The 12,946-nt window shown below is 64.2% G+C and carries 10 protein-coding genes; 1 reads left to right on the forward strand and 9 read right to left on the reverse strand.

Going from position 1 to position 12,946, the window contains the following annotated elements; translation table 11 throughout:
- The first annotated feature begins 29 nt into the window (after positions 1-29).
- The gene (locus NKJ37_RS22300) at positions 30-947 is read left to right on the forward strand and encodes a LysR family transcriptional regulator (RefSeq protein WP_352775006.1); all 918 of its coding nucleotides are present in this window, start codon (positions 30-32) and stop codon (positions 945-947) included.
- A 12-nt stretch (positions 948-959) separates the two neighbouring features.
- On the opposite strand, the gene NKJ37_RS22305 is transcribed toward NKJ37_RS22300, so the two are convergent.
- The 9 genes from NKJ37_RS22305 to NKJ37_RS22345 form a co-directional block, all read right to left on the reverse strand.
- Positions 960-2,576, reverse strand: coding sequence for a GMC family oxidoreductase (locus tag NKJ37_RS22305; protein WP_352775009.1), 1,617 nt, complete (start codon positions 2,574-2,576; stop codon positions 960-962).
- Positions 2,573-4,087 carry an FGGY-family carbohydrate kinase gene (locus NKJ37_RS22310; protein WP_352629600.1) on the reverse strand — a complete coding sequence of 505 codons (1,515 nt, stop codon included), beginning with the start codon at positions 4,085-4,087 and terminating at the stop codon, positions 2,573-2,575. Before NKJ37_RS22310 ends, NKJ37_RS22305 begins: the two co-directional genes overlap by 4 nt.
- Before the next feature lie 22 nt (positions 4,088-4,109).
- Positions 4,110-4,952, reverse strand: a complete 843-nt coding sequence (locus NKJ37_RS22315; protein ID WP_352629602.1) for a class I fructose-bisphosphate aldolase — start codon at positions 4,950-4,952, stop codon at positions 4,110-4,112.
- A complete protein-coding gene (locus NKJ37_RS22320) occupies positions 4,943-6,640 on the reverse strand; it encodes a glycerol-3-phosphate dehydrogenase/oxidase (protein WP_352629605.1) in 1,698 nt (565 codons plus the stop codon). Before NKJ37_RS22320 ends, NKJ37_RS22315 begins: the two co-directional genes overlap by 10 nt.
- A gap of 21 nt (positions 6,641-6,661) precedes the next feature.
- Positions 6,662-7,657: an aldo/keto reductase gene (locus NKJ37_RS22325; protein ID WP_352629607.1), complete on the reverse strand. Its 996-nt coding sequence runs from the start codon at positions 7,655-7,657 to the stop codon at positions 6,662-6,664.
- Positions 7,654-8,634 carry a sugar-binding transcriptional regulator gene (locus tag NKJ37_RS22330; protein WP_352612862.1) on the reverse strand — a complete coding sequence of 327 codons (981 nt, stop codon included), beginning with the start codon at positions 8,632-8,634 and terminating at the stop codon, positions 7,654-7,656. Before NKJ37_RS22330 ends, NKJ37_RS22325 begins: the two co-directional genes overlap by 4 nt.
- A gap of 25 nt (positions 8,635-8,659) precedes the next feature.
- The gene (locus tag NKJ37_RS22335; protein WP_236383556.1) at positions 8,660-9,583 is read right to left on the reverse strand and encodes an ABC transporter permease; all 924 of its coding nucleotides are present in this window, start codon (positions 9,581-9,583) and stop codon (positions 8,660-8,662) included.
- A 76-nt stretch (positions 9,584-9,659) separates the two neighbouring features.
- Positions 9,660-11,195: a sugar ABC transporter ATP-binding protein gene (locus tag NKJ37_RS22340; protein ID WP_352556217.1), complete on the reverse strand. Its 1,536-nt coding sequence runs from the start codon at positions 11,193-11,195 to the stop codon at positions 9,660-9,662.
- 95 nt (positions 11,196-11,290) lie between these two features.
- The gene (locus NKJ37_RS22345; RefSeq protein WP_013529471.1) at positions 11,291-12,322 is read right to left on the reverse strand and encodes a substrate-binding domain-containing protein; all 1,032 of its coding nucleotides are present in this window, start codon (positions 12,320-12,322) and stop codon (positions 11,291-11,293) included.
- Positions 12,323-12,946 lie beyond the last annotated feature (624 nt).

The following is a 12,946-nucleotide window of genomic DNA, read 5'->3' on the forward strand; positions in this document are numbered from 1 at the left end:
CTGATCTGATCATACAAAGGGCAGCCAGCTTGGCCGAACTTCTGAACCTCAATCGGCTCGCCTACTTCACCACGGTGATGGAAACCGGCTCATTCACCGCCGCGGCCGACCGGCTTGGCGTCGCCAAGGCCGTGGTCAGCCATCAGATCGGCAAGCTCGAAGAGGAGCTGGGCGCAACGCTGCTGCAGCGCACGACCCGGCGTGTCACGCCGACCGAAGAGGGCCGCCTCTTCTATGACCGCGCGATGATCATCCTGCGCGAAGCGGAGGCGGCCTATGGCGAAATCTCGCGCGGGGCCGTCGAACCGAGCGGAACGCTGAGGCTGACGGCGCCACTCGACTACGGCACCAAGATCGTGGCTCCGGTCATGGCCGCCTATCTCAGAACCTACCCGCATATGCGCGTCGAGGCGATCTTCGACGACGCCGTCAGCAATCTGGTGGACGAGCAGATCGATCTCGGCATCCGCGTCGGCTGGCTCACCGATTCCTCGAACCAGGCGCGGCGCCTGGGGACGATCCGGCAGATCGTGGTGGCGAGCCCTGGCTTCGCGGCGAGCCTGCCGCCCGACGTGACGCCGCGCCAGGCAAGATCGCTGGCCTGGGTCGGCAACACCCAGTTGCGCGGCATCGGCCAATGGCTGTTTTCCAGGGACGGCGAAACGGTGCTGACCGAACTCAATCCGGTCATCATGTGCGACAAGAGCCCCGCCGCCCTGGCTTGCGTGCTCGTCGGCATCGGGCTCGGCGTCTTTCCGGACTACAGCGTCAGCGACGATATCGCCGAGGGGCGGCTGGTGCCGGTGTTTGCCGACTGGAGCCTGCCGTCAGGCGGCATCCACGCGGTCTTTCCGCCGGCCCGGTTCCGGCCCGCCAAGGTGCGCACCTTCGTCGATCTGCTCGCGGCGGCCGAGAGACGGCGATCGCGCGGTGTTGCCGCGGCTTGAAGCCGATGGCGGTCAGCGGACCTCTTGCAGGATCATCTCGGCTGCCTTTTCCGCGATCATGACGACCGGCGAGTTGGTGTTGCCCGAGACGATTGTCGGCATGATCGAGGCATCGACCACGCGCAGCCCGCCAAGCCCGTGAACACGCAGGCCCTCGTCGACCACCGCCATCGTATCCGAACCCATCTTGCAGGTGCCGACGGGGTGGAAAATCGTCGTGCCGATATCGCCGGCCTTGCGGATGAGCTCTTCGTCGCTGTCATACTGCGTGCCGGGCAGCATCTCTTCCGGCGCAAAGCGCGCCACCGCCCGGGCCTTCATCAGGCTGCGGACATGGCGCAACGACGCGACGGCCACGCTGCGGTCTCCCTCGGTGGAAAGATAGTTCGGCCGGATCTTCGCCGCCTCCTGCGCGTCGGCTGAACCCATGTGCACGCTGCCCCGGCTTTCCGGACGCAGATTGCAGACCGAGACGGTGACCGCGGGAAAGCGATGCAGCGGCTCGCCCAGACGGTCGGTGCTCAGCGGCTGCACGTGATATTCGAGATCGGGCGTTGCGAGGCGTGGATCGCTCCTGGCGAAGATGCCGAGCTGACTCGGCGCCATCGACAGTGGCCCGCTGCGCTTGAGCGCGTATTCCAGCCCCATCGACGCACGGCTGACCAGATTGTGGTAGCGCTGGTTGAGCGTGGCGGTGTTGGCGACCTTGAAGACGGTGCGAATCTGCAAATGGTCCTGCAGGTTTTCTCCAACGCCCGGCAAGGCATGACGAACATCCAGGCCGATGCTCGAAAGCAGGTCGGGGCGGCCCACCCCCGACAGTTCGAGCAGCTTCGGCGAGTTGATGGCACCGGCCGCAAGGATCGTCTGTCCAGCGCGGATCTGGTGTAGGCGGCCGCCTTGGCGGAAAACCAGTCCGGTGACGCGCCGGCCGTCGAATTCGAGCCGTTCGGTCTCCGCGCCGAGCACCACGCGCAGGTTCTTGCGCCCCGCGATGCCGCGCAAAAACGCCTTCGACGTGTTCCAGCGCACGCCCTTCCTTTGGTTGACCTCGAAATAACCCGAGCCTTCATTGGTGCCGGTGTTGAAGTCTTCGGTGCGCGGAATGCCGAGTTCCTCGGCAGCGTCCCGAAAGGCGTCGAGGATCGGCCACGACAGCCGCTGCCGTTCGACCCGCCACTCGCCGCCACCGCCGTGCATGGCACTCTTGCCGCCGTGATAGTCTTCCGATTTGAGGAAATAGGGCAACACGTCGTCCCAGCCCCAGCCGGCATTGCCGGCCTGCCGCCAACCATCATAGTCGGCAGCCTGGCCTCGCATGTAGATCATGCCGTTGATCGATGAACAGCCGCCGAGCACCTTGCCGCGCGGATAGTTGAGGCTGCGTCCATTGAGACCGGCTTCCGGCTCGGTCTTCATCATCCAGTCGGTGCGCGGGTTGCCCATGCAGAAGAGATAGCCGATCGGGATATCGACCCAGTGATAGCGGTCGCTGCCCCCGGCCTCGAGCAGCAGCACATTGTTGCGCGGATCGGCGGAGAGCCGGTTGGCGAGCACGCAGCCGGCGGAGCCGGCCCCGACGATGACGTAGTCGTAACTGCCGAACGGGGACGGTGGAGCTTCGGTCACGTGCGCGCCTGCTGTCCGGCGATGCGCTCCCACATCGGGGTCATCGCCTGGTTGATCTCGCCGTACAGTCGATACCGCCGTGCATACGCGTCGGCAACCGCCTCGTCAGGCACAAAGTGTCGAGCGGCCGCAGTCATGGCGGCGGCACCTGCGCTGTAGTCCGCGAAGATGCCGACCCCGGTGCCCGCCGCGATCGCCGCTCCCAGCGCGCCGGTTTCGCGGCTGCGCGCCACAGTGACGGGCACGCCGAGCACATCGGCGAATATCTGCGGCCAGACGCTGCTGCGCGAGCCCCCGCCGGACAGCACCACCTGGTCGAAATCAGCGCCCGCTCTGTGCAAGGTCTCGACATGGCGCTTATGCTCGAAGGCAACGCCCTCGAACAGCGCACGCAGCAGATGGGCTCGGCTGTGCCAGCCGGCGATGCCGTAGAACCCGGCGCGCGCATGGCCATTCTGCTGCGAGCCGTAGAGGAAGGGATGATAGATCGGGATGTCGCTGTTGGGATCGGCTGACGCCACCAGTTCGCTGCACAATTCGAACGGCGACTTGCCGGCTTCGCCGCCATGTTCGAAGAATTCGCGAACGATCCATTCGAGATTGGCGGCCGAGGTCGCGCTGGATTCGATCGCCAGATAGCGCTGGCGATCGAAAGTCGACAGCATGAAGATCGAAGGGTCGCGGATCGGTTCGTCGGTGATGATCTGGTTGATGCTCCAGGTTCCAGCGATAACCGAGGCGGCGCCGGTTCTGGTCACGCCCGAACCGACCGCGCTGGCGACGACATCGAATAGCCCGGCGACGACCGGCGTGCCGATGCGCAGTCCAGTCAGGGCCGCCACCTCCGCGCCCACATGGCCGGCAATGTCGGCCGATTCCAGCACTGGCGGCAGCAGGTCCACGCAATCGCCGAGCCCATAGGCGGCAAGCAGGTCCGGCTCGTAGCGACGGTCCCGCATCTGCAGCAGGCCGCAGCCCGACATATCTGAAGTATCGCTGCTGCGCGCACCGGTCAGGCGGTTGACGACGAAATCCTTGCACAGGAACACAGTTCCGATGCTGGCAAACAAAGCCGGCGAAAAGCGCTTGAGCCAGGCTAGCAGGGTCGGCGTCTGCGCCGCCCACGGCCGTTGCAGGCAATGTGCATAGGTGCGGTCGCCGACATTCTCTTTTGCCCATTCGGCGACGATGTCGACCGCGCGTGTGTCGAGCGACTGGATGCCGATCAACGGCGCACCCTCGCGATCGAGCGCGTAGAGCCCGTTGCCATGACCGGCGCAGCCGATGGCAACGATCTCGCGGGCGTCGATACCGGCTTCAGCGATGCATTGGCCGATGACCGAAACCGCGTTGCGCCAGAGTTCGTCGAGGTCGCGTTCGACATGTCCGGGCTTTGGCATGGACGAGCGGCCGTCACGGGCGGCGAATGCCAGCTCGCGGCCGGACAAGTCGAAGAGGATGGCCTTGATGACGGTGTTGCCGGCATCGAGGCCGAGGATGTAGCTTGCCATTGGCGCCTCCCGAGGCCGCAGCCTATGCCTGGTTGTACAGATCCCAGGCCACGCCGCCATTGGCATCGTCATGAATGATCGCCATCAGCCCGCGCACGACGGCGCTCGGGTTGGCATGCTGGTAGATGTTGCGGCCATAGACCATGCCAAGCGCACCCTGTGCCATCAAGGCAGCCGACTTGTCGAACACGGCACGCAGATCCTCCTTGCCGCCGCCGCGCACCAGCACCGGGCAGCGCGCCGCCTCGACGACGCGGTGGAAGTCGTTGGGATCGGTGGTCGGATCGGCCTTGACGATATCGGCACCCATCTCGCGGGCAAGCCGGGTCAAGGTGACGATCTTTTCGGCATCGCCGTCGACCATGTAGCCGCCATGCTCTGCGACCGGCAGCATGGCCAGCGGCTCGATCATCAGCGGCAGGCCGTATTTCTCGCAATCGGCGCGCACGCGGGCGATGTTCTGCACGCATTGCCGGAACAGGTCCGGCTCGTCGGGCAGCATGAACAGATTGACCACGACGCAAGCCGCATCCATCTCGATGGCGCCAAGCAAGGGCTCGGCTTCGTTCTGGAGCACCGCCCACATCGCTCGGTGGCGTATCCTGTTGTAGGGATTGCCCATGTCGATGCGCATCACCAGCGCCGGCTTGTCCTTGCCAGGCACGGCCTGCAGCAGGTCGGCCTGGCCGTAGTTCATCTGGATGGCGTCGGGGCCGGCCTTGACCAGCTGGGTGACGACGCTGGCCATGTCTTCCAGCCCGGCAAGGAAACTCGGCTCGTTGCAGACGCCGTGATCGATGGCGACGTCGAGACAGCGGCCGCCGCCGAACAGACGGTTCATGCGGACTTTCTTGTTTACGCGCATAGGGCGCTCCTTTGATGCGTCTGGAGATCGATGCCGTGCCGGTAGGCCAGCAAGGTGAGGAAGGTCGAGCGCTCAATGGCGGCCTCGCTGGCGCTCCAGCCCTTGTGCGCCGCCAGCATGTCGAGAACGGCATTGACGAGGTCGAAGCTGAGACCGCCCGAAATGGCGATGGTGGTGCGGCGCAGGAACAGGTCGGCGAGGCACTCGACCTGCTCGCGCTCGATGATGCGCCCTATCTCGCTTGCCGAATAGTCCGACCGCGGCAGCATCTGTTCGCCCGCCGGGTGCGAAACGAAATCCCTGGCCGACGTGCCATAGCGTTGCAGAAGTGTGTGCGCGCGCTCGACCGGCAGGCCATGCTCGGCAGCGAATGATGCGCACCAGGCGTCCGGATCGGTGGGAAAATCGCGGCCGCCACCGATGGCCATGTCCTGCGTTCCCTGGCTGCGCGCGAGGCCGAGCCGCTTCAGCGCCATGTCGGCGGCCAGCGCTCCAAACGAACGGAAGGTGGTCCACTTGCCGCCGATCATGCACAACGTCGCCGGCAGATGCCCGCTCGCTTCCACGAACTCGCAAACATGATCGCGCGGTATGCGGCTCGTAAAACTGTCCTCGCTGGCCGGCAAAGGACGCACGCCGGCGAAGCGGAACACGATCTGGTTTTCGGTAACCTTGATCGAGGGAAAGACGAAAGCGAGCGACTGCAGGATGTAGCGCTGCTCGTCCTCCTCGCAACGGACTAGGTCTGGATCATCGACCCGGATGTCGGTCGAGCCAATCAGCACCTTGCCCAGATAGGGAAACAGGATGCAGATGCGACCGTCCTCGTTTTCGTAATAGACCATGTGGCCGCCGAGCGCGTCGAACAGTTCGCTGTTGTCGACGATCAGATGCGAGCCCTTGGTACCGCCCATCATCGTCTGCGCCGTCGCCCCGATGGCCTTGTTGGTCAGGTCGATCCAGCCACCGGTGGCGTTGATGACCAGTTGCGCCCGCACCGGCAACTTCTCGCCGGTCAGCGTGTCGGTGATGACAAGGCCGTCGCCGGTCGACGACGCCTGAGCGTAGTTCAGGGCGCGCGCGTTCGCCCCGCTCGTCGTGGCGTCCAGCAGCATCTCCAGGCCGAGGCGCTCGGGCCGGCTCACCCAGGCGTCGTAATAGGTCGCCGAATTGCGGATCGCCGGGTTGATCGCCGGCCATGTCTTCAGGGTTTCGGCGCGGCCCCTGAACCGGTGCGTCGGCATCAAACGCCGTGCAGCGGTGAAAAGGTCATACATGGCAAGCCCGGCTTTGATGACCAGCGCCCCGCGCCGGCTGGGCCGCCGCGTCAGCCCCAGGAAACGCACCGCACCGTTGGCGAGACCGGAGAAAATGTCGAAGACCGGCACCGTCGTCGGCAGCGGAGCCACATAGTGCGGGGCATTCCTCAGCAGCCGGTCGCGTTCGAGCAGCGATTCGCGCACCAGTTTGAATTCGCCGTTTTCGAGGTAGCGCAGGCCGCCATGCACCATGCGCGACAGGGCGGCACTGGCACCACTGCAATAGTCGCCCTTTTCCGCCAGCACGACATCGACCCCTTGCAAGGCCAGTTCGCGAAAGACGCTGATGCCGTTGATGCCGCCACCAATGACGAGCACGGCAATGTCCGGCCGGTCGCGCAGACCGGCGATTGTATGACTACGCTTCATCGGGGCTGTTGCCTTTTTTGCTCAGGCATCCATCGCGGTGAGATGCGCGGCTGCCGCGGCGTCGATTGCCGCTAGCTCGCTTGCCGCAAGCGTGATCTCGCCGGCCCGCGCATTGTCGAGCGCCTGTTCAGGATTGCGCGCGCCGCACAGGGCGAAGGTGATGCCCGGCTGGGCGAGCGTCCAGGCGATGACGATCTGCGCCATCGACGCCTGGTGGCTTTCCGCGATCGGGGCGATTGCCTCTTTCAGCTTTGCGACCTTCTGCCGGTTGGCCGTGGAGAAGCGTGGGTTGTCCTTGCGTTGGTCGTCGCCGCCGAATGTGCGCTCAGGGTCGACCGTGCCGGTAAGTAGCCCCAACCCCAGCGACGAGTAGCTGAGGGTGGCGATGTCATGGCGGCGAGTGATCGGCAGCAGGCTGCCTTCGATCTCGCGATCGATCATCGAATAGCGCTCCTGGATCGCATCGATCTGGCCGGCGTCGATATAATGGCCGAGATCCTCGACGCTGATATTGCTGGCGCCGATGGCGCGGATCTTGCCGGCTGCCTTGAGCTTTTCCAATACCGCCATCGTCTCGGCGATCGGCGTCGTCGGGTCCTGCCAATGGGTGATGTAGAGGTCGATATGATCGGTGCCGAGACGCCGCAAGCTCTGCTCGACCTCATAAGCGATGCCATCGGCGCCGAGATAGCGATGCACAGGCTTGTCGTCCTGATCGAAGAAATGGCCGCCCTTGCCCGAATGCCAGTTCAACCCGCATTTGGTCGCGATCACCACTTTGTCACGCTTGCCCTTGATGGCGGTGCCGACGATCGCCTCGCTGCGGCCAAGACCGTAGGCCGGCGCTGTGTCGATCAGGCTGAGGCCGGCATCGATCGAGGCTTCGATCGCCTTGACCGACTCCTTCTCGTCGGTGCCGCCCCACATCCACCCGCCAATCGCCCAGGTGCCCAAGCCCACGGCCGACGCCGATATGCCGGACTTGCCGATCTGCCGCTGGAGTTGTCGAGAATTCATGCTGCCTCCTGTTCGGCCAGTTCGAGGATCTGGAGCCCCGTGGCCTCGTCCGTGACGATGGTGTCGAGATGGTTGCCGCGCAGGGCGGCGAGAATCGGCGCGACCTTGCTGGGGCCGCTTGCAATGCCGATCGAGCGCGGGATGGTCGCGAACTCGTCCAGCGTCAACGAGACCAGCGAACGGTTGAGCGAATAATTGCAGAGCTTGCCCTGGCGGTCGATGAGATGGGCGAGCAGCTCGCCTGTCGCCCCGGACTTTTCGATCGCCTGGCGATCGGCATTCGAGGATGGATGCAGGTCGTAGTAGCTGGAATCGTCGGTCAGGATGGAGCCGACACCCACCACCGCGACATCGGCCTCGCGCGCCTTGCGAAACACGTCTGCGACGGAGCTGATGCCCATCAGCATCTCGCGCTGCTGCGCGGTATCGGCAAACAGCGGCGCATGGATCTGATAGGCGCGGCCGCCGAGCTTGTCGGCCATCAGCGAGGCGACGTGGTTGACGTCGGTGTAGTGCTTGCCCTGCACCAGGCCGGTTGCGGGAATGATTTCGACGTCGTAGCGGCGCCCCGGCTTGAGACCGGCGACCAGCGCGCTGACACCCTTGCCGCCGGTGATCGAAATCGTGTCGCCATCCTTGATGGTGTCGAGCAGCAGCCCAGCCGCCGCCTCGCCGACGCGCTGCAGGGCCGTGTGCGGATTTTCGGAGACCGACGGAACCACCATCGCCCGCTCGATGCCGCCCAGCGCAACCAGCCGCGCTTCCAGGTCGACCAGATGGTCGATCGGCGACTTGATCTTGATCTCGACGAGGCCGAGCTGGTGGCCGCGCTTGATCAGCCGGTTGACCGTCGCGTGCGAGAGGCCGAGTTCCCCGGCGATCTCGGCCTGGGTCTTTCCTTCGACATAATGCAGGACAAGCGCCTGGTGCATCTGGCGGACAGCGGCGATGTCGTCGCGGGTGTTGGGAGGGGCCATGGTCTTGCTTCGCCGCCTTTGAGGTTCAGGACTTCTTGCGGTGCAGGAAGTGATCGATCGACACCGCCGCCAGCAGGATGCATCCCTTGATCATGTCCTGCCAATAGACCGAGACATCGAGCAGGATAAGCGAGCTCGTCACCACCGAGAGCAGCGCCATGCCGAGGATTGCCCCGAAGATGGTGCCCGAGCCGCCATTCAGCGAGGCGCCGCCGATGACGGCCGCGGCGATGATGTTGAGCTCCATGCCGGCGCCGAAGGTCGGCGTCGCCGCGCCAAAGCGCGCCATGTAGATGACGCCGGCCAGTCCAGCGAGGGTCGAGCACAGCACCGTGACCCAGAACTTCACCTGATTGGTTCTGATGCCGGAGAACTGCGCGGCCTTCTCGTTGGAGCCGGTGTAGAAAACCTTGCGGAAGGCCGTGGCGCGACGCAGCAGGAAGTCGAAGATGGCCACCACGACGATGAAGATCAGGATGACATAGGGAATGTTGTTGAAACTGCCCTGGCCGATGGCCTTGAAAGCCGGCGGCAGTGTGAACAGCGACAGCGGCGTGCCCTTGGTGACCACCAGGCACATGCCGCGCACGATGACCATGGCCGCCAGCGACGTGATGAAATGATTGAGGCCTATCACGGTCACGAAGAAGCCCATCGCCGCGCCGATCAGCGCGCTGACGCCGATGCCGATCAGGCTTGCCGTCCAGGGGTCGAGGCCGGCGAGGAACAGCGCACCCGAGACCACCATCGAGAAACATACGACCGAGCCGACGGAAAGGTCGATGCCGCCGACGATGAGCAGGATCGTCATGCCGACGACGACGATCCCTTCGATGGAGAAGCTCATCAGCATGGCGCGGAAATTGCCCCATGTCAGGAAGTGCGGCGAGGCGAAGCTCATGGCGATGCACAGCGCCAGGATGATGACGATCAGCCCGGCCTCGCGCATCGAGGCGAGCTGAGCGAGATTGATGCGCCGCCCGGCGGCCTTGATCTCGGCGTGCACGAGCGCTTCTCCTGATTCCCTAGGCGACATTCTGGGCCTGCCTTTGATTTGAACTATCCTGAACGCCAGAGGCGAGCATGATGATGGCTTCCTCGCCGAGCTCGTCGGCGGTGAGTTCGCCGGCGATCCTGCCTTCGCGCACCACGAGAACGCGGTCGCACAAGCCAATCAGCTCCGGCAGTTCCGACGAGATGACGATGACGCCGACACCGCTGCCGGCAAGCTGGCGCAGCAGCCGGTGGATCTCGACCTTGGCGCCGACATCGATTCCGCGCGTCGGCTCGTCCATGATGATGACCTTGGGACTGACGGACAGCTGCCTGGCGATGGCGACCTTCTGCTGGTTGCCACCGCTCAGCGTCGAGACGGCGGCCTCGATGCCGGCCATGCGCACGCCGAGCCTGCCGGTCAGTTCCCTCGCCTGACGATCCTCGGCCTTGCGGTCGAGCAGGCCGAGGCGCCCGGTGAGCCGGCCGAGGTCGAGCGCGGAGATGTTCGCCGCGATCGGCAGATCGAGGAATACGCCGGAGCCTTTGCGATCCTCAGAGAGATAGACCAGTCCCGCCTTGACCGCATCGCCATAGCCGCGTAGCCGGAGCTGCTTTCCGTCGAGCGCGACGGTTCCAGAGGTCATTGGCCTGAGGCCGCAGACCGTCTGTGCGATCTCGCTGCGACCGGCGCCGATCAGGCCGCCTATGCCCAGGATTTCGCCGGCGCGAAGCTGCAGATCGACGTCGGCGAAGCGGCGCCCATCGGAAAGCCCCTCGACCGAGAGGAGCAGACGCCCAAGCTCTTGCGGCGCCAGCTTGTCGGGATAGAGCTGGGTGATTTCGCGGCCCACCATCTTGCGCACGACATCGTCCGGTGAGACGGCGGCGACCTGATCGGTCGCCACGTAGCGGCCGTCGCGGAAGACGGTGACGCGGTCGCAGAGCGAGAATATCTCGGCCATGCGGTGGCTGATATAGACCACCGAAATGCCACGTTCCTTGAGCCCGCGCACGATCGAGAACAGGCGCTGCGCTTCGCTTTCGGTCAGCGCCGCGGTCGGCTCATCAAGCATCAGCACCTTGCAGTCGAGCGTCAGCGCCTTGGCGATCTCGACAAGCTGCTGGTTGGAAATGGAGAGGTCGGCGACCCTGGTACGAACCGGAATGGGTGCGAGAAGATCCATCACTTTCTGGGCGTCGGCGTAGAGCTTCTGGAAATTCATCAGCGGCGCGCGCCGGCTGTTGATCGCGGCCATGTAGATGTTTTCGGCAACGGTGGCGTCCTGACACAGCGCGATTTCCTGGTGGACAAGCGCAATGCCCAGGCGTTGGGCGGCCGCGGGCGAGTGGATCGAAACACGCTCACCATCGATCAGGATGTCGCCCTCGTCGGGCTGCAATACACCGGCGATCATGTTCATCAGCGTCGACTTGCCGGCGCCGTTCTCTCCGCACAGTGCATGGATTTCGCCGCGCCGCAGCTCGAACCGTACGTCGCTCAGCGCCTTGACCGGGCCGAACGCCTTGGACAGGCCACGGATTTCAAGAATGGGCGCCTGGGTCACGCCGTGCTCCTGCGATGCTTGCGGGGAGGAAGGAGGCCGAAGCCTCCTTCCCGGTTGGTCCGGCCTTCCCGAGGCCGGGGCGGTGAGAATCGAGGCTATTCCTCGATGCCCTTGGTGCCGCGACGCTTGAGGTACTTGTCCCAGTAGAAGTCGTCCGCATTGTCCTTGGAGACGATGGAGAAGCCATTGTCGACGAAGGGCACGCTCATCGGGTTGAAGCCCGAACGCTTGGCGTCGTTCATCGGGTCGATCAGGCCGGGATGCTTGGCCATCCACAACAGCATGAAGCCCATATAGCCCTGCATGCCCTGGTTTGGATTGACCGATCCGAAGATCTCGCCGGCCTTGATCATGTCGAGGATCTTGGCATTAACGTCGGCGAGCATGACGCGGATCTTGCCACCGCCTTCCTTGGCGGCCTGGGCAGCGCCGATGGCCGAGTTGGCCTCCGGCATGAACACGGCGCCAAGATCAGGATGCGCCTGCGCCAGGCTCAGAACCGCCTGATAGGCCTTGGTCGGATCCTGGTTCGAAGCGGCGCGGCCGACGAGCTTCATGTCAGGCCATTTGGCTTCCATGCGGGCAACGAACGCGTTGACGCGCTTGTCGTGGTTGTCCTGGCCGGGATTCTCCAGCACCGCATATTCGCCCTTGCCGTCCATCGCCTTGGCAACGGCGTCGGCGGCATAGGTGCCTTCGGCATTGTTGTCGGAGGTGATGTAGGAAACGCGCTTGGAATTCGGCGAGTCGGCGGCGAAGGTCACCACCGCGGTGCCCTGTTCGATGGCGCGATTGATCGGCTCGATGAACGGATCGGAATTCATCGGGTGTACCAGTATGCCGGCAGGCTTCTGCGCCAGCGCCTGGTCGAAGGTCGCGATCTGCTTGTTGACGTCGTATTCCGGCGTACCCGTATAGGCGGTCTCGCAGCCGAACTGCTGGCCGGCCTGCTTGAACATTTCATAGACCGGGAACCAGTATTCGACGCCCGAGACCATGACGTTCATGACGTATTTTTCACCCGGCTCGCATTTGAACGGGTTGGGGGTTTCGGCGCGTACCTGCATCGACCCAAAGCAGGTCGATGCAGCCGCCGCGATTGCGAGCGTGCTCAGAAATTTGCGCAAGTTTCCTCCCTTGGCCGAAGCCATCCTCAATGACCGTCGCAGACGCTCAGCGAGCGCTGCCGTATGGATTTGATGATGCCGACCTTCCTCCGAAAGCCGACGATCGGGACATTACAGCCTCGGCGCATGTTGTCAATATAATTCACATATTGAAATATATTTCACGACCTCCTTCGGGGACCTATACGCTCCGATCGACGAAGCTGGTCGCGGGCCGCCAAGGTGCCGTACGGGCTAGGCAGGGCCTTTCCGGCCTTTGGCCGCGAACCGCGGAGAGTGTGGTTAGAGTATCGGCACCCAGGAGCTCGCGTGGTGCCCTCCCGCCGGCCGCGTCTTTATCGCGTGAAGCCACGATCTTGTCTTTGATAGCATCTATTCCGGGCGCGGCGTGACGCTCTCCATGTCGCTTAGCCAAGAAGTCTGCTGCTGCGTCGGCTTACGGCAGCCTTCGGACCATCCGGCGTATTCCGAGAAGCTTCGGCAGTCCCCCGAATGCGAACGGCCCGCTGGCTGGTGCCTGGGGGACTGTTGTTTGGTGGAGATTGGTTTGCGGGGGACGGGATTGGGTTTTTTGTCCCGCAGCTTGGGCTTCGCCTTGTTGCGGGCGCCTGATCCGGGGCAATC

Source organism: Mesorhizobium sp. M0140 (genome assembly GCF_040322475.1).
GTDB lineage: Bacteria > Pseudomonadota > Alphaproteobacteria > Rhizobiales > Rhizobiaceae > Mesorhizobium.